18 protein-coding genes, 1 tRNA gene and 6 pseudogenes are annotated in these 20,691 nt (G+C 66.6%); 5 read left to right on the top strand and 20 right to left on the bottom strand.

Translation table 11 applies throughout. The features are described from left to right. Positions 1-128 precede the first annotated feature (128 nt). Positions 129-1,529 carry a phospholipase D family protein gene (locus M9902_RS11795; protein ID WP_297223238.1) on the bottom strand — a complete coding sequence of 467 codons (1,401 nt, stop codon included), beginning with the start codon at positions 1,527-1,529 and terminating at the stop codon, positions 129-131. 264 nt (positions 1,530-1,793) lie between these two features. Between M9902_RS11795 and M9902_RS11790 the strand changes: the two genes are divergently transcribed. Next, positions 1,794-1,867, top strand: a tRNA-Gly gene (locus M9902_RS11790). Between the two features lie 234 nt (positions 1,868-2,101). Further along, a pseudogene (locus tag M9902_RS11785) lies at positions 2,102-2,287 on the top strand (Arm DNA-binding domain-containing protein); the annotation flags it as partial. Here M9902_RS11785 and M9902_RS11780 read toward each other — a convergent pair. Beyond that, a pseudogene (locus M9902_RS11780) lies at positions 2,284-2,406 on the bottom strand (LysR family transcriptional regulator); the annotation flags it as partial. The pseudogenes M9902_RS11785 and M9902_RS11780 overlap by 4 nt on opposite strands. A gap of 538 nt (positions 2,407-2,944) precedes the next feature. On the opposite strand from M9902_RS11780, the pseudogene M9902_RS11775 reads away from it, so the two are divergent. Beyond that, a pseudogene (locus M9902_RS11775) lies at positions 2,945-3,270 on the top strand (hypothetical protein); the annotation flags it as partial. Between the two features lie 67 nt (positions 3,271-3,337). Here the strand turns inward: M9902_RS11775 and M9902_RS11770 are convergent. From M9902_RS11770 to M9902_RS11680, 17 genes and pseudogenes are all read right to left on the bottom strand, one after another. Beyond that, positions 3,338-3,811: a cytochrome c gene (locus M9902_RS11770; RefSeq protein ID WP_343231890.1), complete on the bottom strand. Its 474-nt coding sequence runs from the start codon at positions 3,809-3,811 to the stop codon at positions 3,338-3,340. Positions 3,812-3,859: 48 nt separating this feature from the next. After that, positions 3,860-4,339, bottom strand: coding sequence for a lipid A deacylase LpxR family protein (locus M9902_RS11765; RefSeq protein ID WP_297223225.1), 480 nt, complete (start codon positions 4,337-4,339; stop codon positions 3,860-3,862). Then, entirely contained in the window at positions 4,308-4,970 is a 663-nt protein-coding gene (locus tag M9902_RS11760; protein WP_297223236.1) for a lipid A deacylase LpxR family protein, read from the bottom strand. The genes M9902_RS11765 and M9902_RS11760 overlap by 32 nt, the downstream gene beginning before the upstream one ends. Before the next feature lie 81 nt (positions 4,971-5,051). Continuing rightward, a pseudogene (locus tag M9902_RS11755) lies at positions 5,052-5,485 on the bottom strand (LOG family protein); the annotation flags it as partial. 399 nt (positions 5,486-5,884) lie between these two features. Continuing rightward, complete coding sequence (locus tag M9902_RS11750; protein ID WP_343231891.1) at positions 5,885-6,274, bottom strand: hypothetical protein; 390 nt, start codon at positions 6,272-6,274, stop codon at positions 5,885-5,887. 75 nt (positions 6,275-6,349) lie between these two features. Then, on the bottom strand, positions 6,350-6,937 hold the full coding sequence (locus tag M9902_RS11745) for a hypothetical protein (RefSeq protein WP_297223220.1): 588 nt from the start codon (positions 6,935-6,937) through the stop codon (positions 6,350-6,352). Positions 6,938-6,963: 26 nt separating this feature from the next. Beyond that, positions 6,964-7,125: a hypothetical protein gene (locus M9902_RS11740; protein ID WP_297223218.1), complete on the bottom strand. Its 162-nt coding sequence runs from the start codon at positions 7,123-7,125 to the stop codon at positions 6,964-6,966. Next, a complete protein-coding gene (locus tag M9902_RS11735; RefSeq protein ID WP_297223216.1) occupies positions 7,116-7,367 on the bottom strand; it encodes an ATP-binding cassette domain-containing protein in 252 nt (83 codons plus the stop codon). Before M9902_RS11735 ends, M9902_RS11740 begins: the two co-directional genes overlap by 10 nt. Before the next feature lie 39 nt (positions 7,368-7,406). After that, a complete protein-coding gene (locus M9902_RS11730; protein WP_297223234.1) occupies positions 7,407-7,616 on the bottom strand; it encodes a DUF2892 domain-containing protein in 210 nt (69 codons plus the stop codon). 20 nt (positions 7,617-7,636) lie between these two features. Beyond that, positions 7,637-9,175: pseudogene (locus tag M9902_RS11715) on the bottom strand (efflux transporter outer membrane subunit). Continuing rightward, positions 9,172-10,290, bottom strand: coding sequence for an ABC transporter permease (locus M9902_RS11710; protein ID WP_099589929.1), 1,119 nt, complete (start codon positions 10,288-10,290; stop codon positions 9,172-9,174). Before M9902_RS11710 ends, M9902_RS11715 begins: the two are co-directional and overlap by 4 nt. A 4-nt stretch (positions 10,291-10,294) precedes the next feature. Continuing rightward, positions 10,295-11,464 (bottom strand): ABC transporter permease, encoded by a 1,170-nt coding sequence (locus M9902_RS11705; protein WP_343231889.1) that lies wholly within the window; start codon positions 11,462-11,464, stop codon positions 10,295-10,297. Further along, positions 11,461-13,239, bottom strand: coding sequence for an ATP-binding cassette domain-containing protein (locus tag M9902_RS11700; RefSeq protein ID WP_297223210.1), 1,779 nt, complete (start codon positions 13,237-13,239; stop codon positions 11,461-11,463). The genes M9902_RS11705 and M9902_RS11700 overlap by 4 nt, the downstream gene beginning before the upstream one ends. A gap of 1 nt (position 13,240) precedes the next feature. Continuing rightward, positions 13,241-14,282: pseudogene (gene hlyD, locus M9902_RS11695) on the bottom strand (secretion protein HlyD). A gap of 26 nt (positions 14,283-14,308) precedes the next feature. Beyond that, entirely contained in the window at positions 14,309-14,734 is a 426-nt protein-coding gene (locus tag M9902_RS11690) for a hypothetical protein (protein ID WP_297223208.1), read from the bottom strand. A gap of 187 nt (positions 14,735-14,921) precedes the next feature. Next, the gene (locus tag M9902_RS11685) at positions 14,922-15,530 is read right to left on the bottom strand and encodes a TetR family transcriptional regulator (protein WP_297223207.1); all 609 of its coding nucleotides are present in this window, start codon (positions 15,528-15,530) and stop codon (positions 14,922-14,924) included. A 356-nt stretch (positions 15,531-15,886) separates the two neighbouring features. Continuing rightward, positions 15,887-16,888: an AraC family transcriptional regulator gene (locus M9902_RS11680; protein WP_297223205.1), complete on the bottom strand. Its 1,002-nt coding sequence runs from the start codon at positions 16,886-16,888 to the stop codon at positions 15,887-15,889. Between the two features lie 161 nt (positions 16,889-17,049). Here M9902_RS11680 and M9902_RS11675 point away from each other — a divergent pair, with 161 nt between their 5' ends. Continuing rightward, positions 17,050-19,173, top strand: coding sequence for an FAD-dependent oxidoreductase (locus M9902_RS11675; protein WP_297223204.1), 2,124 nt, complete (start codon positions 17,050-17,052; stop codon positions 19,171-19,173). Beyond that, positions 19,170-19,997 (top strand): SDR family NAD(P)-dependent oxidoreductase, encoded by an 828-nt coding sequence (locus M9902_RS11670; RefSeq protein WP_297223202.1) that lies wholly within the window; start codon positions 19,170-19,172, stop codon positions 19,995-19,997. Before M9902_RS11675 ends, M9902_RS11670 begins: the two co-directional genes overlap by 4 nt. 193 nt (positions 19,998-20,190) lie before the next feature. On the opposite strand, the gene M9902_RS11665 is transcribed toward M9902_RS11670, so the two are convergent. After that, positions 20,191-20,664, bottom strand: a complete 474-nt coding sequence (locus tag M9902_RS11665; protein ID WP_297223200.1) for a TlpA family protein disulfide reductase — start codon at positions 20,662-20,664, stop codon at positions 20,191-20,193. Positions 20,665-20,691 lie beyond the last annotated feature (27 nt).

The following is a 20,691-nucleotide window of genomic DNA, read 5'->3' as shown; positions in this document are numbered from 1 at the left end:
GGGGGTCGGCAGGGGCCGCGGATCGCCGTTGACGACGATGGTTTCCATGCGGCGATTGTCGCATGCGCGCCGGTCGCGCCATTCCGTTCCGGCGTGCTGTGCGTTCCGCGGGGGACTTCCGGATCGCCCTAGAGCAGTTCGTCGGGCGCGAACGGCGAAAGCAGCATCAGTAGCCACTGCAGCCCCACGCCGGCATCGGGTTCCGAGCCTTCGACCGTCGGTGCGCCCGGCGCCTGCCCGACCCAGCGAAGGCGGCCGTCGGCAAGTGCTTCGACCCGGTAGCTGCTGCTGGCGGCGACGTCCTCGAAGAGCTGGACCACCTGGCCGGCGAGCGCCGGACTGCGCATGACGAGCGCGATCTCGGTGTTCAGCCGCGCCGAGCGCGGGTCCATGTTCATCGATCCGATCAGCAATAGCCGGCGGTCGATCACCAGCGCCTTCGCGTGCAGGCTCGCGAGCGACGAGCCGAACGACCCGAGCCGGCTGCGCGGCGCGCCGAGCCGGCTGCGCAGCTCGTAGAGCTCGGCGCCGGCCTCGAGCATGTCGCGACGGTAGCGGGCGTACCCGATGTGGACGATCGGCGCATCGGTGGCGGCGAGCGAGTTCGTCAGTACGCGAAGCTGCACGCCGCGCGCGTGCAATTCGCGGGCGAGCGCGACGCCACGCTTGCCGGGGACGAAGTACGGCGAGATCAGGACCACTTCGCGCCTGGCCGCGCGGGTCAGCGTGACGATGTCGTCGGCGATCGTCTCGCTGCGGTCGGGGTCGCCCTCGCTGGCGATCTTCGACGGCGCGTCGGCGAGCACGGTGGCAGGCACCCAGGCGAGCTGCAGCCGGCCCGCCCCGAGGTCCTGAGCGAAGGCGCTGTCGGGAATCTCGACGCTGGTTCGCTCCTGCGGCGAGTCGGCGGGCGGCAGTCCGGACGGCGAGTCGGGCGACGAGACGGGCTGCGGGCCCGCAACGACCCGCTGCCCGTTCGGCGACGGCGGCGCCGCGGCGAGTGGCCCGGCGCAGTCCGGGTCCTTCGTGACCAGCGTCCGCAACGGGTACGCGAGTTCGCTGTTCCAGAAGCGGTCGAACGAGGCCGACAGGTCGCGCACGACCGGGCCCGCGGCGATCACGTCGAGGTCGACGAAGTTGCTCGCCAGGCTCTGTACGAAGTAGGCGTCGCCGAGGTTGCGTCCGCCGGTGACCGCGATCGCGTTGTCGGCGACGAACATCTTGTTGTGCATCCGCTGGTTGACGCGCCGGACGTCGCGGATCGACGCGAGCACGCGCGTGAGCGTCGAGCCGCGGCCGGCCGGAAACGGGTTGTACAGCCGCAACTCGATGTTCGGGTGCCGGGTCAGGCAGAGGAGCGCGTCGTCGGCGCCCGCGGTGTTCAGGTCGTCGAGCAGCACGCGCACGCGCACGCCGCGCCGCGCGGCCGCATCCACGCGGCCGAGCAGCGCGCGGGTGGAGGCGTCGTCGCGCATCAGGTAGTACTGCAGGTCTAGCGTGTGACGTGCGTGGTCGGCGAGCGCCGCCAGCGCGGCGAGCGCGTCTTCGCCGGAGGCGAGCAGCCGGAAGCCCGAGAAGCGCAGGTTGGGCGCGGCGGCGGCCGCCAGCGCGCCGAGCGCGGTGGCCTCGGGCTGCGCCCACGCGCGGGCGACCGGGCAGGCTCGCGCAGGCGGCGCACAGCGCCACCGCCGCCCACGCCACGCATCGCACCGCCGTCGCGATCAATCGGTTCATTCGATCGTCGTCCCCGCCGTGACCCGGGCGGCGGCTCCACGGTACACTACGCACCGCGCGCGGGTGTAGTTCAATGGTAGAACGGCAGCTTCCCAAGCTGCATACGAGGGTTCGATTCCCTTCACCCGCTCCACTCCATGGTTCCGGGGACTTCCAGAATAGGCCAAGGTGGTTTTTAAGTCGTTGTCACGCAACGATTTTTCCGCCTTCGATCTTCCAGCGTGGTCCACTGCGATCCGCCGACAGCCAGGGCTTTTAAGTCCACTTTTAAGTCCATTTTGCGGGTCGTGCGGCTTCCGGATTGTTGATGGAGGGCTGCGGCTGAGATGAACAGCATCTGCTACCTGACGCGTTCAGGAGCAAGGGCATGGCACTCTCAGACTTGGTGGTCAGGCAAGCCAAGGCCACCGGAAAGGCGTACACCCTCCCCGACATCAACGGCCTCAGCCTCGCCGTCACGCCCACGGGCAACAAGAGCTGGCACTTCCGCTACTATTGGCTGGGCAAGCAAAAGCGGATGTCGCTGGGCAACTACCCGGAGGTGTCCCTGCGACTGAGCAACGTCACGCCTAGAGTTGTCTCCAGCTTACGGATCGTGCGTGATAGAGGAGATTGTTCTATGTGCAGCCGCCGAGCGGCTCGGCCGAAGTGCAGTTCCTCGGCTACAGCAATGAAGCAGCGAAGATGACTGCCCGGCGATCAATATCGTGACCGTTGACTAGTATCGCCGGCCAGATGACGTAAGTTCATGCGCAGTCCCTCGTGACGTGACCAGTCCTTATGATCTTAGGGAGGCCACGTGAGTGTGGAGAAGAGACCGGCATGTCTTGCAGCGCCTGCCATCGCCGGCTCGCTGCGCGCGAGGGATGGTGTCCGGATTTATTGCAACGCTGCTTGAACCCGGGCGGCGGCCATGGCGGATGGCTGGAGGTTGTCGAGACTAGAGCACTCGCGCCAGCGCGCCTCGCCTAGTCTTCGGTGGCCGCAGCGACCCGCGGAGGACAGTCGCGGCGTCTTACGCCACTCCCCGACGGCAAGCGATTTGGTCATTTGGTCTGTCGATACGGGCGACAGCCCGGCGTCTGAAGTTCGCGCCAGCGGGCATCGCGCTGGATGAACTTCGACGGGCATGTCCAGCGACTTCGAGATCGCCACCTGTAACCGCGCTACTGAAGCACTGCGGCCGGAGCAGCCGCAGCAAGCGGCTGACGCGGGCAAGCTATTCTCGGAACATGTGCCGCGTATCTTCACTGCTTTGCAGCAGGCCCGCGACAGCGTGAAGGCAGCGGCCAACGGCTTTCACGGGCAGCGGCGCATGCGCTGTCCGATGGCATCACCCCGTTGCGCTTGCCGATCTTTCTGGCGCTATGCCGGCAGGAGGAGCCCGAAATCGAGTTGCGCCTGTTCGAGGTGCCACTGTCACAGCAGATCAAGGGGCTGCATGACGATCTGTATGCATGTCAGATCCACCAACGAGTGCTGCGGCGGGTGAAGCACGAACCCGTGATCGCCGAACGGGTGGCTTCCTGGGAACTCGGAATTCGTCGAGGTATATCTATTAGATAGAGGCTAGTCTTCCGTCAACAGGTGTAGCCATCCCTTGCTAGCGGCTTCCATAGAACTTTTCCACGAACGAGCGACGGTAACTCTGGTGGCAGCCTAGGCAGCTTTGCTGGGTCTTGGAGAAAGCCGCGATGACTGCTTGGCCGTCATTCCGCTGTGCAGCCTCGCCCATGGCGGTCGCGGCGTCATGCACCTCTCCATCAAGACCCCGAAACTTTCCAGCGTCCGCTCCAAGCCAGGCAAGGATGCGCATCTTTTCCGACATGGGTGGCTCGGCATGCGTGGCGATTCTCGGTGTCAACTCGGCGACCCGTGGCCAGTCTTCTTTGGAGATTGCGCCCGTGACGGCTTGCATGTCGCGACCGAGTCTTTCCATGACGGTACGAAGCGCCATTGGCTTTGCCGCCTCTACGGACTGCGCACTGAGTGCCGTGGCGAAGGTTGCCAAGATCACGGACAGCGAGACGGTGAAGAACGATCTGGGTTTCAAGGGCTGGCTCACGAATTTCTCCATTGATGTTGTGACGAATGCTTTGGGTCTGACGAATGGTTGCAGTTGTCTTCAAAATTCCAGGCTCAGCGCGATCGATCCGAATGCGTGATGGCCCGCCTGCTGGTCGAACTCGCGGGTTCTCCAAACGCGCATCACGGCGAGCCGCACGCCACGTCCGGCAACGATCCATTGGCTACTGATGCCGAGAGCTGCTTGCGCGACCCAAGGCCGCCGGCTGACATGATGGCTATGCCGGAACATGTTTCCGTCGAGTGAGAAGTCCCAGGCGACGGCTTTACCCTCCAGGTTCAGGAAGACATGTACCCCAGGTTTGGGCGCCAGGACCGATTGCGGCGTTGTCGTGCGCAGATCGGCAACACCCGATGGCGGGCGGTTCTCCGCGCCAGGGCGGATCGGATAGCTGCCGAAGTCGTTCGGTATGTTCCAGCCCGCGCGAAACTCCACGCCGGTACTGGCGGCGGTTTCGATGTTTCCGACCCGCAGGCATAGCTGCCGATCACGTCGCTGCCCATCCAGGGCGGACCGCACCCTCCGTGTACGGCTTGAACTTGCGTTCCATGGCCATCTGAAACGCCGGCTCGTTGCGCAACTGGTTGTTCCAGCCGCCAAAGCGCTCAATGCCGCGTGCCCGATGCACCAGATCCTGAGATTGCTCGGCCAGCGACCAGGGGCCGATCACGCCCAGGGTCAGCTCACGCACGTCAAGCACTTCGTAGCTGGCGGCTTGTGGGTGGATGCGGCGATTCCACGCCAAACCCAGGTAGAGCAATCCAGCGTACGGTCGGTCATCTGGAATCACATCGGTGCGCGTCTTGTTCTCGGGCGTGTACATGGACTGGCCAAAGCGCACGACGAGGTTTTGCGACGATGTCTGGGCGCCGGAATCGCGCCAGAACCCGGGATCGGCCCAGCCGATGAAGCGGGCGTACAAACCAATCGGCTGGGGCAGGCACTCGGGACGGAGCCCGCCTTGCAGATCGCGTGAGACTGCTGTTAGCGCGACACCGTTGGTGTAGTTGCGATCGGAGCCGGTGAACAAATCGTTCTCCAGACGCAGGGTGCCGCCCCGCCAGCGCAGGGATTGCTCTGGCGAGCAGGAGGGAGGATTTGCAGAGAGCGATACTTCGGAACCGAAAGCAGCAATTGGGTTGAACAACACCCGCAATCAACAAGGTGACGCACTGCATCGGCTGCCGCACCTTGGTGCCGCGCACGCTCCAGCGATACCCGTCGATGCCAATCATGTTGCCCCATCGCCTGCCGCCCTGTTGACGTAAAAGCGTTCGAGGGCACTGACGATTTCCTCCGCTTCGTCTACGCAGGTGAACAAGTCGAGATCGGATGGAGAGACATAGCCTTCGTCGAGCAGAAGATCGAAATCAACTACGCGACGCCAGAATGCACGGCCGACGGCACCACCGGAATCCGCGGCATCTTTCCGGTCTGGATCAAGGTGAGCACCTCGAACAGCTCATCGAGCGTTCCATAGCCACCGGGGAAGGCCACCAAGCCCTTGGCGTGCAACAAGAAGTGCATCTTGCGCAGCGCGAAATAGTGGAATCGGAACGCCAAATCCGGGCACATGTAGGGGTTGGGTGCCTGTTCGTGGGGCAGCGTGATGTTGAGGCCAATCGAACGTGCGCCGACCTCGAAAGCACCGCGGTTGGCTGCTTGGCTCTTCACGGTTTTCCTCCGGGTCCGTCGCCCATCCCGCGCCCTCCGCCCCCGGCCTGTATTGATGCCTGCGCGGCCTCCTGGCTTCCCGCAGGTCGTCGCTGGCCTTGGAGTTGAGGAGCCGGTCATGATCCGGACTGGGCGGCGATGCAGGCGCACTCCGATCTCTAAGACGCTGATACAGCGCCCAGTGAGCCGCATCAGCCGACCCGTATTGCGATTCCGCGTCACTGATCGCCGGAGCCGCGGATAGATTTCCATCCTCCTGCGCCTCCCCCTTGACGAGGCTCGTGACGACACCGCCGTCATGATCTTGCGCCGGGGAAGGCGGCGCGGCCATGGCGCTGGCGGCCAATGCCAAACCGAACCACAGCACGGTGGCGAGATGCTTCTTCAGGTTCATTTCATATCTCTCGCCGTTATGGCGGCTTTCCCGCGCGACAGGCCGTTCCAGGAAATGGCTGCGATCGCCACCCACACCAGCGTTCGGAAGCTCATCGCGATGACCGTGCGCGTTTCATAGGCCCCGCCGGCATACACGTGTGCGCCGAATGCCGCAAAGGCAAACGCAGTCGCTGCGGCAATGACGACGGCCAGCCACACTGCCCAGCGATGCCGCATCCACAGTCCAGCGCCAGCGATAACGTAGGCGAAGCCGGCCAGAAATTTGAACCAGAGCACGAACGGCACGTAGTTCCCGGCAGACGCTTGCGCCGCCTCGCCACCGAACAGGATCGCGCCACCTTTCTTGATGGTCAGCAAGCCAAAGCCGACAGCGACCAGTGAAATTGCCCAGATACGGAATCCTTTCTTTGCATGGGTACCCTCACGTTTTTCCCCTGCCCAGGAATCTCCCGACTGCTTTCATTTCGAAGGAACAGCCAGTGCAGCCCGATAAAGGGCGAAAGCCTCGGCGGCCTCCCGCAAGAACCACTCCCTCGGATGCGGCGCGGCGTGGGTTCTGAGCACCAGTCCTTGAATGACGCCAACAAGGGAAATTGCCGCCGCATGTGGTTTGATGTCGGCTCTGACTAGGCACTGCTGTTTGGCGCGAGCGATGATTTGGGCCAGGCGAGCGGCGTAGTAATCGATGAGCATCCGCACCCGCCGCTGAAGACGGGGATCCCCCTCTTTTGTTAACCATGACAACAGGCGCCTGGGGACGTCGGGGTGCCTGGCGATGAACGTGATCTGCTGTTGGAATGCGCTCTCCAGTTCCCGTAGGGGGTCGTCTTTCCCCCCGCGCTTGATTGAGCGCAAGAGCCGACCTCTCACCCTGTATCTGCTTTTCCGGCCACCGTGGCTGTCCGTTTGCGGAGGCGACCATCCATCCTCGGCCGCGACGGCGGCTCCAGACAGATTTACCGAATCCGCGAACAGGTAGCAGCGCGTGATTTCCCACCATCGTTTGAGGTGCTCCTGCTCGAACCGATTCATGCTGTCGCTCGTCATGGTGCCTGCTCCTTTTCCTTTCAAAGTCAATCAAACCCTCGCCCTTCACCGGTCTCTTCATCGGTTTCGCCATCGCGGATGTGATAGATGCGCTTGAACGTGGGGACGATTTTTTCGTCGTGGGTGACGACGATGATGGCGGTCTCGAACTTCCAGGCCATGAGGTTGAGCATGCGGATCACAGCCATGTCGCGCTCACTGCCGAGGGACACGGTGTCGGCTCATCGGCCAGGATCAACGGCGGGCGATTTACCAATCCGCGCGCAATGGCGACCCGTTGCTGCTCGCGATCGGAGAGTTGCGAGGGCATGGCGCGAGCCCGGTGTTGCACATCAAGCAACGTGAGCAGTTCCAGTGCCTTCACGCGCGACTCCCCATTCGCGACGGGTGCCGGATCGAACTCGAATGGCCTGCGGTTGCGCGCCGCCACCGTACGCCCACCCGCAGAAAACTCAGCTTCATGGGATCTTCACTCCGGCTTTTTCTCTTGCATCGGGCAGGTGCTCAGGCCGAATAGGCGATAGCCAGGACAGCGGCCTGTCAGGCCGGTGAGGAGTGGCATGATTCCAATGAGTCCCAGCCAACGCCAGGATGAGTCCAGCCACAATGGGAGACTGAGGAGAATCAGTCCGATGACGATGCGGACAATGCGATCGAGACTTCCAACGTTGATTTGCATGACGGTCTCCTTGTGTTGAGTCAGCGGCTTGAAAACGCGACGGGGGCGGCAGTGCCCCGCAGCGGATGGGTTGCGCTGGATGCCGCCGTGGATACGTCCCAGCCACCACCAAGGGCCTTGTACAGCGCCACCAGTTGCACGGCGGCGTTGGTATGCGCGCGTGCGGCTGCGGTTTCGGCCTCGTGCAGGCTGCGCTGGGCAGCCAGCAGTTCGACCAGCGCAATGTCGCCGGCCGCGTAGCGCGCTCTTGGCGTGGCCGTAGCTTGTGCGCGCGGCATCCAACGCCATACCACGGCGCTCCAGTGTGTCCAGCCCGCCGTGGTAGTCGCCCAGCGCGCGCTCGGCGTCGCCCAGCGCCGTCAGCACCGCCTGCTCATAGGCCAGCGCGGCCTGCCGCTCGGCCGCCTCGCGTGCCCGAATTTCGGCTCGCACACGGCCACCGTCGAACAGGCGCCAGGAAATCAGCGGCAGGATGGAAAAACGCGAGCTGGATGCATCGAACCAATCGCCCGTGCTGAGCGCTTGGAACCCGCCGCCGACACCGATGGAGAGTTTGGGGAACAGTTCGGCCGTGGCCACGCCGATGTCGGCGGAACTCGCTGCCAGGCGCGTTCCGCAGCCAGCACGTCAGGGCGTCGGCGCAGCATCTCTGCGCGCTCGCCCACCGGCAGCGCCCGCAGCGTGCTCGGCGTCAAGGGGCCATCAAGCAGTGCCAGCTCCCGCTCCGGCGGTGCGCCCAGCAGCACGCCCAGGCTGAGTACCGCGGCGCGCTGGCGCGCCTGGATATCCGGGATGAGCGCGTTGACCGCTGTCCATTGGGCGTACGCCGCCTCCACGTCGGCGGCCGACGCGTCGCCCAGCGCATGCCGCAGGCGCACCAATTCCAAGGTCTGCTGCAGCGTATCCAGCGTGGCCTGTTGTGCGTGCAACTCGTAGCGGGCGCCGACGGCGGTGAACCAGGTGCGCGCGACCTCGGCCACGATGCGCATGCGTACTCCCTGTGCCTCTGCTTCGGTCGCCTGCAGGCGGGCGCTGGCGCCTTCCAGGGCGCGCCGCCTGGCCCCGAACAAGTCGGCCTCCCAGGCCGCGTCGAAGCCCGCGTCGTAGATGGTCTGCGTGGCGTCAAGGCCGGGGATCGAACCTACGGGCAGGGGTCCGTTCTCGCTTTGACGGCGCCGGTTGACGCTCGCGCCAGCGGCGGCGGTGGGCAATGCCTCGCCGGCCACACGATCGCGCAGGGCGCGTGCCTCATCGATGCGTGCCGCAGCCTGGCGCAGATCCAGGTTCTGTGCCAGCGCCGTGGCCATCAGGCGATCGAGGATGGGATCGTCCAGTGCAGACCACCATTGGCTCAAGTCTGCGGACTGGGATTCGCTTGCCAACGGCAAGCTCCAGCCGCTGCCGACGTCGACCGGCGGCGGCTCGCGGTAGTCGGGGCCCACGCTTGCGCAGGCAGTCAGCAGCACGCAGGACAGGGCCAGCGCGAGCGGACGCGCGCGCCCAGGGGTCAGGCCGGTGACGGTTGCGCGAAGAAAGGGAGTGCGGGGCTTGGATTTCATTGCAGGCGTCCTCGGACGAATACGGTGGCCATCGTCAGCGTGGCCAGGGCGATGACCGCCAGCGGCCACAGGCTGGCGAGAATGTCACCGGGCGGCATGGCCTTGAGAAAGCTGCCTTCGACGATGATGAGGAAGTGGGTCAGCGGAATGGCCTGAGCCAGCCATTGCAGGACGACAGGCATGTTTTCCACAGGCGTCGCAAAGCCGGACATCAGCACCGCCGGCACGCCGACGGCGAACGCCCCCAGGATGGCCTGCTGCTGCGTCATGCTGACCGCGGAAATCATCAGACCGATGCCGACCACCGAGGCGATGAACAGCACCAGGCTGGCAAGCAGGAGTGCAAACGAGCCCGTAAACGGGATGCCGAACAGGAAGACGCCCGCGCTGATCATGAACAGGCCCAGCCCGGTGCCAATTGCGAGTGCCGGCAGCGACTTGGAGATGATGATCTCGGGCGTCGAGGTGGGCGACACCAGCAACTGGTCGAAGGTGCCCAGCTCGCGCTCGCGCGCGATCGACAACGAGGTGATCAAGAGCGAGCTGAACAGCGCCAGGATGCCCGTCAGCCCGGGCACGATGAACCAGCGGTAGACCAGATTCGGGTTGAACCAGTGGCGCACGACCACGGGCGTTGGTGCCTGGGCGTCGGGCACGACCTCGGCGCCGACATCGGCGGCGATGGTGGACAGATAGGCCACGGTGATCTGCCCGGAGTTGCTGCGCCGGCCATCGACCAGTACCTGCGCGCGGCCACTTTCGCCGGCAGCGATGGAGCGCGAGAAATCCACCGGGATGGCGAGCGCGGCGATCACCTCGCCACGGTCGATCAGCTCGTGCAGTTGCTGCTGGCTGTCGACATGCCGGATGTGGGTGATGAAGCGGGCGCTGTCCAGGCGCTGTACCAGCTCGTGCGACCAGCGCCCCGTATCCTGGTCGTAGACGGCGATATCGACGTTGCGCACTTCCAGCGTCGCGGCAAAGGCGAACACCAGCAACTGCAGGATCGGCGGCACGAACACCACCATGCGGCTGCGCGGGTCGCGCAGGACGCTGAGCACCTCCTTGATGAACTGGGCGCGCAGGCGGGTCAACGAGAATGCGGACGTCAACATCGCTTCACTCCAGGTTCTTGCGCGTGGCGCGCTTGGCGATCACGAAGAACAGCACCCCGATCGCCGCCATGGCCGCCAGGTTGGGCAGGAACACGGCCCAGATGTCGCCGGCCAGGAACACCGTCTTCAGCGAATCGACGAAGTAGCGCGCCGGAACCACCAAGGTGATGGCGCGGATCGGTGCCGGCATGGCGTCGATCTCGTACAGAAAGCCCGACAACATGAAGGCCGGCAGAAAACCCGTGAACAGCGCGATCTGCGCGGCCAGGAACTGGTTGCGTGCCAATGAGGAAATCAGCAGACCCTGACCCAGCGCCGGCACCATGAACACCGCCGACAAGAGCAACAGGGACAGCAAGGAGCCGCGCATCGGGACGCCGAACACGAACACCGCCAGCGCCGCTGCGCCCAGCGTGGACAGCATGCCGAGCACGAAGTACGGCAGCAGCTTGCCGATCAGGATTTCGGCCACCGAGGCCGGCGTGGACAGCACTGCCTCCATGGTGCCGCGCTCCCATTCACGCGCCACCACCAGTGCAGTCAGCATGGTGCCGATGATGGTCATGACGATGGCGATGGCGCCGGGAATCAGTGCGCGGCGGCTTTCCAGCTCGGGGTTGAACCAGTAGCGCGGCTCCAGCATGACGGCCTGCGCGGGCGCCGCGACATCGAGCCCGGCGCGCCAGGACTGGACCACGCCGCGGGCGTAGTTCTCGACGTAGTTGGCGGTATTGGGGTAGGAGCCATCGGTGACGATCTGCACCAGCGGCTCGCTGCCACGCTGGGCCAGCCGCTGCTCGAAATCCTGCGGAATCACCACGTAGCCGCGCAGGTCGCCTGAGACCAGTTGGTCGGCCACTTCGCGCCGGTCATGGGCGAAGTGCGTATTCAGGAAGCGGGTGCCCGAAAACGCTGCGGCCAGCGAGTGTGCCGATGCGCCGGGCGACTCCAGGACCACGCCGACACGGACATCCTTCGCATCCAGCGACACCGCATAGGCGAACAGCAGCAGCAACACCACCGGCAGCACGAACGCGATCAGCAGCGTCGAGGGGTCGCGCAGCGCCTGGTAGCTTTCCTTGGTCACCAGGGCGATCAAGCGCCGTAGATCAAAACGGCGCAAGTCGGTCTGCAGGGGGCCACTTCCGTCTTTGTGCATTGTGGCGCCGTTCATGTGGCGGCCTCCAGCTCGCGGTCTGACGACTCCACCAGGTGAATGAAGGCGTCCTCCATCGTCGGGTCGGGTTGTTCGGGGCTGACCGCCGAACGTTTGAGCGCGTCGGGCGTATCCAGCGCGATCAGTTGCGCACGCGAGAGCATGGCCACGCGGTCGCAGTATTCGGCCTCGTCCATGAAGTGGGTGGTGACCATGATGGTCACGCCCTTGCGGGCCAGTCCGTTGATGTGGGTCCAGAATTCGCGCCGGGTGATCGGGTCCACGCCCGAAGTGGGTTCATCCAGGAACAGCACGGGCGGCCGGTGCATCAGCGAACAAGCCAATGCCAGGCGCTGCTTGTGGCCCAGCGGCAGGGAATCGGGCGTGGCGGACAGCCAGTCGCCCAGATCGAAGGTTTCGATCATCTCGGCAATGCGCTCGCGCCGGGTGTTGCCTTCCAGTCCGTAGACGCCGGCCGAGAATTCCAGGTTCTGCTGCACCGAGAGCAGGCCGTAGAGCGAAAACTTCTGCGCCATGTAGCCGAGCCGGCTCTTGGCCGCGCCGGTGGCGCGGCGCAGATCATGGCCCACCACATGCGATTCGCCAGCAGTGGGTTTCAACAGGCCGCACAACATCTTGAAGGTGGTGGACTTGCCGGCGCCGTTGGGGCCGAGCAGGCCGAAGATTTCGCCCTTTTGCACCTCGAAGCTGACGTTGTCGGTGGCGGTGAACTCGCCGAAGCGCTTGGTGAGGTTTCGGCACGACACGGCAATGGCGGAACCCAGCTCAACCGGCGGCAGACGCTCGGCCAGCGTCGACGTGCCGCCGGGGCCGCCACCGAGCAGATCGATGAAGGCGTCTTCGAAGCGCGCAGGCACCTGGGCCAGCTCTACCCGCGCCTGATCGGACAGGGCCTGGAGCTGCTCCCCTGCGTCCGCGCCCTCGCGCAACACCACGCGCACGCCGGCGCCCTGGATTACGCCATCGCTCACGCTGGGCAGGTCGAGTGCCTGGGTCAGGACCGCGCGGCGCTTGGTACCGACGTCTTCCAGACGGAAACTGCGGCCTTCGAGCTGCGCGGTGAGTTGCTGCGGCGGGCCATCGAACAGGAGCTGCCCTTGGTTCAGCAGCAGCACGCTCTCGCAGCGCTCGGCTTCGTCGAGATAGGCGGTGGACCAGACCACGGCCATGCCTTCATCGGTCAGCGCCTGCACCATGCGCCACAAATCCTGGCGGCTGACCGGGTCGACACCCACGCCCGGCTCGTCCAGCAGCAGCACCTTGGGCCGCGCCATGAGTGCACAGGCAAGGCCCAGCTTCTGCTTCATGCCGCCGGAGAGCTTGCCGGCCAGGCGTTTGGTGAAGGGGCCTAGCCGCGTGAAGTCCAGCAGCTCGGCAAACAGATCGGCGTTGCGGTCCGCATCCATGCCGCGCAACTGCGCATACAGGCGCATGTTCTCCATCACCGACAGGTCTTCGTACAGGCCAAAGCGTTGCGGCATGTAGCCGCTGGCGACATGAATGGCGTCGTTGTCCTTGACCACGTCATAGCCTGCCAAGGTGACGTGGCCGGCGTTCGGCACCAGGAGGCCGGTCAGAATCCGCATCAGCGTCGTCTTGCCAGCGCCGTCCGGGCCGACCAGACCCGTCAGCCGCCCATAGTGAATGCGTGCGCTTAAACTGCGCAGGGCTTGCACCTTGCCAAAATGTTTGTCCACGCCTTCGATGACGACGGCAGGGGCATCGGCGTTCGCGCTGGTCGGCGTGGCGGCCATGGCGGCGTTTGCCTGCATCTCAACGCTCCCCCGCGCGCGCGCCGGCGGCTGGCTGGGCATCGACCGCTATCGTCACCGGCATACCCTGACGCAAGGCGGCGTCGCTGTCGGCCTCGTCGATGACGATGCGCAGGCGATACACCAGATCTGTGCGCAAGTCCGTCGTCTCCACTGTCTTGGGCGTGAATTCGGCGCGCGGCGAGATGAAACCGATCTGGCCGCGATAGACCTTTTCCCCGGAATCGCTCTTGACGTGCACCGCGGTGCCCGGTGCGATCCGGCCCAGATCCCGCTCGCCCACGTAGGCGCGCACGTACACGGGCTTGTCCAGGCTCAGGCTGTAGACCGTGCTCTGGCTGGCTACCATGCTGCCGGGCTCGCGCACCCGCGCGATGATGGTTCCATCGCTGGGTGCCGTGAGTTCGGTGTCCGTCAGAGACGTAGCGGCTTGCGCTGCGGCTGCCTGCGCGGCTGCAAGGCGCGCCTGCGCTGCCTCAATGTCTTCCTTGCGAAAGCCCTCGGATGCTTGCGACAGGGCGGCCTTGGCGGATTCGACGCCCGCAGCCGCCTGATCTCTTGCGGTGCGGGCAGCATCGACCGTGCGCTGGCTGCTGGCACCCGACGCCAGCAGGCCGTTCTGGCGCTGAAAGTTGCGCTCGGCATCAAGCGCAAGCGCCTGCGCCTGTCTGAGCGCCTCACGTGCCTGGGTGATTTCCTGCGGCCGCAGACCCCGGCGCAGCTTGGCCAGTTCCGCTTGCGCCACCTGCACCTGGGCCTGCGCTGCTGCAAGGGCGTCCCGATACGGCTGTGCGTCGAGCGTGGCCAGGCGCGCGCCGGCGGTGACGGAATCGCCCTCATCGAAAGCCATTTGCGTCACACGCCCAGGCTGGCGGAAAGCCAGTTGCACCTCGCGGATGTCGACGTTGCCGTAGAGGCGCAATGCATCTTGCTTGTCCATGGCTGCGCGTGAACCAGAACGCCAGTGCACCGCCAAGAACGAGCAGGGCAACGATGATCACGACCCAACGGGTTTTTCCGAAGAGGAGGTTTGGAGTTGTCATGGATGGGTTTCCATCAAAAGAGATGCTCAGTGCTCGCGTGCGACCGGTGCATTCGCTGCCGACCCGCGCCACGCCATGGCTGCAATGCCAGTCCACACCAACGTGCGCAGCGTCATGGCAATGACCGTGCGCCGCTCCCAGGCGCCGTCCAGCGCCACATGCACTCCGAACGCCAGGAACACGAGTGCCGTCGTAACCGCGATGGCCATGGCCAGCCATGCGGCCCAGCGCCGGCGCATCCACAAGCCGACGCCGGCGACGATGTAGGCGAACCCGGCCAGAAAATTGAACCAGAGCACGAAAGGCACATAGTGGCCGGCGGCTTGGCGCGCCGCGCCGTCGACAAACAGAACGGCGCCACCCTCCCGAAGAGTGAGCAGGCCGAAGCCGATCGCGAGCAGGGAGATCAGCCAGTGCCAGATGCTGCGTTGTGGATGAGTGGTCATCTTCATGGCCTTTACTTGATCGGGGAAACTCCCAGGCCTTCGCCGTCGTCGCGGCGTGCGTGTGCATTCCGCCGGGCGGTCGGGCTGAGTGTTGAATGACGCGGATTCGCGCTGGAGGCGCAACGCGATCGCATGACCGTGGTGTGCCTCTCGGCTGACCGAGCAACTGCGTGGCGGCAGGATGGAAGGCGTTTCATCGGGTGTGCGTGATGCCACGGAGATAGATGGCAAACACGGCTGGCGCATCACGACGGATGCGACTGACCTTGCCGGCCAACAGCGACTGCATGACCAGTCCCTGGATCGTGCCGATGAACAACACGGCGGCGGCATCTACGTCCAGTTCCGCATCCAGGTCGCCCTGCGCCTTGCCTGCTTCCATCAGGCGGCGCAGGCGCTGTTCGTATTGACGGAGCAAGGTCTGCACCATCCGCTTGGCGAGCGTCTCGCCAGAGCGCTGCAGTTCTCCGAACAGCATGCGCGGCACGCCGGGATGCTTGGCCACGAAGTCGATGTGCGTCATGAACATGGCTTCGAGCGCCGCGGCAGGCGACGCGGCGCCTTCGGCCGCCTTGTCCACGCGCACCAGCAGACGCTCACCGACCCAGGTCATCGTTGCCTCCAGGATCGCGTCCTTGGTGGGGAAGTGGCGAAACAGCGCGCCCTGCGTCAAACCCATTCGATCGGCGATGGCCGTGGTCGTGATTTCGGCCGGGTTTTGCTCCGCGGCCAAGTCCACCACGGCTTGCACTGTGGCAGCGCGCCGCTCTTCGGCGGACAGATATTGAGGGCGTTCGCTCACCGTACCGACTCCCTAAAGTAAGTGACCTATTACTATCCTAACATGCAAAACATCCGCGTCGCAAGATCGGACATACGGTTCATTGGTACGGGGGATAGCTCCTGCCACATCCATAGGCCGTGGCCAGGTGAGCTTGATGAGACCCAAGAAGCGAACACGCCCTTCAGGCGGTTCATGAGTCATCGGTCGGCAAGTCGGCCGCCCCAGTCAGAACAAGAGAAGCGATTTCGTTCGAGCGAAGGCGGAAGCTCCCCCCAGACGTTCAGCAAGGCTTGGCGCCATGCCTGAGAAGTCCGCGCCGGCACCGTCCGACCGGGAGCCCGCCGCCGCGGACCGCCTTTTCACGCGTGTCCACCCTATGCGCCGCCCGAGCGTCGCCACTGCGCCGGCGTCTGCCCGGTCCAGCGCCGGAACGCGCGCGTGAATGAGGTCTGCTCGCGGTAGCCCAGGCGCGCGGTGATCTCTACCAGTGGCGTCGGGCCGGCCAGCAGGCGGACCGCCTCGTCACGCCGGAAGGCCTCGACGACATCGCTCCAGCTGCGGCCGCTCGACGCCAGCCGGCGCTGCAGCGTGCGCACCGACAAGCCGAGCAGGCGCGCCACGCGATGCATCTCGGCGCCGCGGTCGGCCAGCGCGTCGCGCAGCCGGGCACGGATCGCCAGTTCCAGCTCATCGGCTGCGCTGCGCAGCAGGCCCAGTCCCTCGACACTGTGCCCGAGCGTCCCGTGCAGATACGGATCGGCGCGACGCAGCGGCAGGCTCCACATCGACTCCGGCAGGACCAGGGCGGCCACCGGGCTGCGATGGCGCACCGGCACGCCAAGCAGCCGTGCCTGCGGCGAGTCGCCCGGCGGCGCGTCGCCACGCAGGCACGCGAAGGCTGGTCGGAACGCCCCTTCGGTGCCGTCGCGGAAGCGCCCGACGAACAGCGCCACTGTCATCTCGGTGGCGACGAAGGGCGGGTCTTCGCCCCCCGGAGTGTGCAGCCGGACCCAGCGCAATCCGTCCGCCGCGTCGAGTTCGAGCTGGATGCCGCCAGCGACGAGCCGCAAATGCTGCGTCAGCGACTCGAAGCCGCCTCCCAGCGTGTAGCTGCTGCCCGTCAGGTAGTCGGTGAACCCGAAGGCCCCGAAGGGAATGGCAAGGCCGAGCGCCGTCGCCAAAGCCGGGTCGGGGCGTTGTTGCATGGCCGCTCGCCACAACCGCCCAAGCGCATCGCTGCCGACCCGGGCTGCTGCGGGTGGGGGATCGCCCAAATCGACGCCGATCGCCCGTGTCAAGGTCGTGCGATTCAGGCCCAGCCGCACCAGCCCTTCGAGCATCGCGTGCACCGTGATCGCGGCAACCTGGCCCTGCATGGCGCGAAAGGCTCAAAGGACGGCGCGTGCGGGCAAGCCCGGATCGGCCGGCGCGAAGACGATGACGAAGTTCATTGCCCACAGGATAAACGCATGACGACGAGCCTCGAGAGCGGCATCCGCAACGCTCGCTGGCGTGGCGGACCAGGCAAGTCGGCGCCATGAAGAGCTTTCGTCACGCAGGCCTGCTGCTCGCGCCGCTCATTGTCTTCTGGGAAGTGGCCGGCTTCGGCCAGCCGCTGGCCGGTGCTGCCGCCGGCACACTGGCGGCGATCGCACTGGTCGCCTGGACGTATCGCCGGCATGACGACCTGTTGCTGCCCGCGGGCCTTGGCCTGATCTTCGGCATGGCCGCGGCGATTCTGGCTGCCGGCCCTGAGCCGTGGACGGCCCGGGTTCCGGCGGGGGTGTCGATCGCCGCAGGGCTGCTGATGGTGGTCGGCGTGGCGATCGGCCGGCCGTGGACGGCCGTGACCTCGGCCCCCGACTGGCCCGGCATGACGGCCGACCCGGTGTTCCTGCGCGTCAACCGCGGCATGTCGCTGCTGTGGGCCGCGGTGGTGATCTGGGTCGGCGTGGCCGGATCCACCGGTTTCGGCCCGATGGCGCGCTGGGTGCCGCTGGCGGCGGCGATCGGGCTGTCACTGTGGCTGCCGCGGCGCTGGGTGCATGCCGCGCTGCGCCGCCGCCTGGCGCAGGCCGACCCGAACCCCTGGCCTTCGCCGTTGCGGGCCGCGCGCCGGCGCACCGACGATGCCGACGTGGTGGTGGTGGGCTCGGGCATCGGCGGGTTGACGGCGGCGGCCTTGCTGGCGCGCGCCGGCGTCCGCGTGCTGGTGTTCGAGCAGCACGACAAGCCGGGTGGCTTCTGCCATCACTGGGAAGGCCGGGTCGGCACCCCGGACCGCCCGCTGGTGTTCCGCTTCGATGCCGGTGTGCACGACGTGTCAGGCTGCCACCCGGGCGGGACGGTGTACGCCCTGCTGCAGCGGCTGGATCTCGAGCAGGCCATCGAGTGGCGGCCGCTGGACCATTGCTTCGTCGACGATCGTGGGGCGTGGACAGTGCCTCGCGGCTGGGACGCTTACGTCGCCGCGCTGACACGGCGCTACCCGGCCGACGCGCCGGCGCTGCGCGCAGCGTTGGCACTGGTGCGAAGCATCCACACCGGCATGTACGCCACCGCGCCCAGCCGTGGCGGCGTGCCGGGGCAGCCGGGCACGGTGCCCGGCCTGCTGGCGTTCGCCCGCGCGTTTCCCGAGACAGTGCGCTGGCTCGACGCACGGATGGCCGAGCTGCTGGCCGCGCATGGCGTCGGCGAGCGCGCGCAGGACGCGGTGCTCGGCCTGGCGGGCTACGTCACGCACCAGGCGCGCGACTTGCGCGTGCGCGACTACGTGCCGATCCTGGGCTATTTCATGCACGGCGGCATGTACCCGGTGGGCGGCTCGGGCCAGCTCGCACAGGCGTTGGTCGGCAGCATCGAGCTCGACGGCGGGCGGGTGCACTTGGGGTGCCCCGTCGCGCAGGTGCTGCTGCAGGGCACGCGCGGCAATAGCGTGGTCCAGGGCGTGCGCCTGGCCGACGGCAGCGAGCGGCGCGCGGCGACCGTGGTGCTGAATGCCGAGTTGCTCGGTGCCGCACGCACGCTGTTCGCGCCCGGCGCGCTGCCGCACGGTTGGGCGCAGCAATTGCGCGCGCTGGAGACCTCGGCGTCGATGTTCTCGGTGCACCTTGGCATCCGCGGCGACCTGCATAGACTGGTACCGGTGAACCACCTGCACGCCGAAGGCCGTTGGCTCGAAGTGGTGTTGCCCAGCCTGGTCGACCCGTCTGCGGCACCGCCGGGGCATCACACGGTCGAGCTGATGCAGTTGCTGGACCCGGCGTCGGCGCGCGGCTGGTTCGAGCAGCCCGAGCTCACCGATCCCCTGGCGCAGCGCCGCAGCGCGGCCTACGCGGCGCGCAAGGCCGCGTTCGCCGAACCGCTGATCGACGCAGCGGCGCGCCTGATTCCCGACTTGCGCGAGCGCATCGTCTGGCGCAGCGAGGCCAGCCCGGTGAGCTTCAGGCGCTACGGCTGGAGCAGCTTCGGCGCGGTCTACGGCAGCCGTGATGCCCATGGGGCGGTGGCGCGGCGCAGCCCGGTGCCCGGTCTGGTGATCGCCGGCGCCGCCACGCACGGGCCGGGGGTCGAAGCGGTCGCGATCTCCGGCGCCGAGGCGGCCGATGCGCTGTGGCCGGGCCTGCTGCAGGGGTCGCCGGACCGGGCCGTGGCGGCGTGATCGCGACGCAGGCTTCGACCCGTGTCGCCCTGGTCACTGGCGGATCGTCGGGGCTCGGCGCGGCGATCTGCGCCGAGCTCGCGAAGCGCCAATGGCATGTGGTGGCCGCCAGTCGACGAGGCACGCCGCCGACCGCGGCGTCCGTGGACGCCGGCATGATCGAACCCGCGGCGCTCGACGTGTGCCACCCGGAGTCGATCGCCGATCTGGCTTCACACCTTGCGCGACGCGGACAGATGCCCGAACTGCTCGTCAACGGCGCGGGCATCAACATCCACGGCGTGTTCGAGGAGGTCTCGGCAGCGCAAGGCCGCGCGATCATCGACACCAACCTGCACGGCGTGGCCGACACCATCCGGGCGTTCCTGCCGGCGATGCGGGCACGCCGCCGTGGCACCATCCTGACCATCGGATCGCTGGCCGGGCTGCTGGCGCCACCCGGTGAGGCCTACTACGCGGCCAGCAAGCATGCGCTGGAAGGGCTGCACGAAGCGCTGCAGCATGAGCTGCAGCGCTTCGGCATCCGTGTGTGCCTGGCCGAACCCGGCTTCATCCGCACCGATCTGGCGCGATCGGCGGCCGAGCCGGCAGCGCAGATCGCCGACTACACTCCGGTGCGCCAGAGCTTGCGCGAACACTGGACGGCGTCGGTCGCGACCGGGATGCCTGCCGAACGTGCCGCACGCGACATCGTCCAGTGGGCACTCGGAGGGCGAGGACTGCGTCGACGCTTCGGAGCCGACGCGTGCTGGTTGCCCTGGCTGAAAGCCGTTCTGCCGCAACGGGCCTATGCCGCAGGGCTGCGACGCCGGTTTCGTATTTGATCCGACCGTCGGCCGGACCGCCATGCGGTGCGCGACCCGATCGGCGCGCGACCCGATCTGCGGGTCGCTGCGACGCTGCTGCCTCGGGGCCCGCCCGGCTCGGAACGCGCCATCGCGCCGGCCGCGGATCGGTGCTGCACGCTCGGGGCGGTGCACTCGATTCGGTCAGCGGCAACGCGCACATGGCGCCACTTCAGCCCGCCTCGCACACCAGGCGCATCACCTCGGCGCCGACCGTCAGGTCATCGAGCCGCCCGAAGTGTTGGCGGCGGATGCGCCCGGCGCGGTCGATCAGCACCAGTGTCGGCGTGCCCTGCATGCCGTAGGCCTGCATCGTCGCCGGGACGCGTTGGCCGGGTATCGACGCGTCCACGCCGACGGGATGCGTGACGCGGAATTCATGCAGGAACGCCTGCAGCGACACGGGCTGCATCGCGTCGTGATGCTCGAACACGGTGTGCAAACCGACCACGGCGACCCCTTCGCCGGCGAACTCCTGATGCAGGCGCTCGGCCTGCGGCACGCCGTGCAGGACACTACCGGGGCAGAGCATCTGGAAGGCATGAAGCGCGATCACCCGACCGCGCAGGCCGAGCAGATCCGGTGGCGACTCCGCGTTGAACCACTGACTCACCTGCCAGGCTGGCGCGGCCGGATGATGGCTCACGTCGAATCCTCAATCGCGGGTGGCGCT

Origin of the sequence: Thermomonas sp. (genome assembly GCF_023953935.1) — a bacterium.
Taxonomy (GTDB): domain Bacteria; phylum Pseudomonadota; class Gammaproteobacteria; order Xanthomonadales; family Xanthomonadaceae; genus Thermomonas.
The sequence above is the reverse complement of the archived record's forward strand: the minus strand, read 5'-3'. Positions and strand labels throughout refer to the sequence as shown.

Coding starts and splice junctions, on each gene's coding strand:
- M9902_RS11730 (WP_297223234.1), bottom strand. CDS start 7,616: ATGCAAATCAACGTTGGAAGTCTCGATCGCATTGTCCGCATCGTCATC.
- M9902_RS11770 (WP_343231890.1), bottom strand. CDS start 3,811: ATGGAGAAATTCGTGAGCCAGCCCTTGAAACCCAGATCGTTCTTCACC.
- M9902_RS11680 (WP_297223205.1), bottom strand. CDS start 16,888: ATGCAGGGCCAGGTTGCCGCGATCACGGTGCACGCGATGCTCGAAGGG.
- M9902_RS11740 (WP_297223218.1), bottom strand. CDS start 7,125: ATGGCTGTGATCCGCATGCTCAACCTCATGGCCTGGAAGTTCGAGACC.
- M9902_RS11745 (WP_297223220.1), bottom strand. CDS start 6,937: ATGACGAGCGACAGCATGAATCGGTTCGAGCAGGAGCACCTCAAACGA.
- M9902_RS11675 (WP_297223204.1), top strand. CDS start 17,050: ATGAAGAGCTTTCGTCACGCAGGCCTGCTGCTCGCGCCGCTCATTGTC.
- M9902_RS11700 (WP_297223210.1), bottom strand. CDS start 13,239: ATGCAGGCAAACGCCGCCATGGCCGCCACGCCGACCAGCGCGAACGCC.
- M9902_RS11710 (WP_099589929.1), bottom strand. CDS start 10,290: ATGTTGACGTCCGCATTCTCGTTGACCCGCCTGCGCGCCCAGTTCATC.
- M9902_RS11705 (WP_343231889.1), bottom strand. CDS start 11,464: ATGAACGGCGCCACAATGCACAAAGACGGAAGTGGCCCCCTGCAGACC.
- M9902_RS11690 (WP_297223208.1), bottom strand. CDS start 14,734: ATGAAGATGACCACTCATCCACAACGCAGCATCTGGCACTGGCTGATC.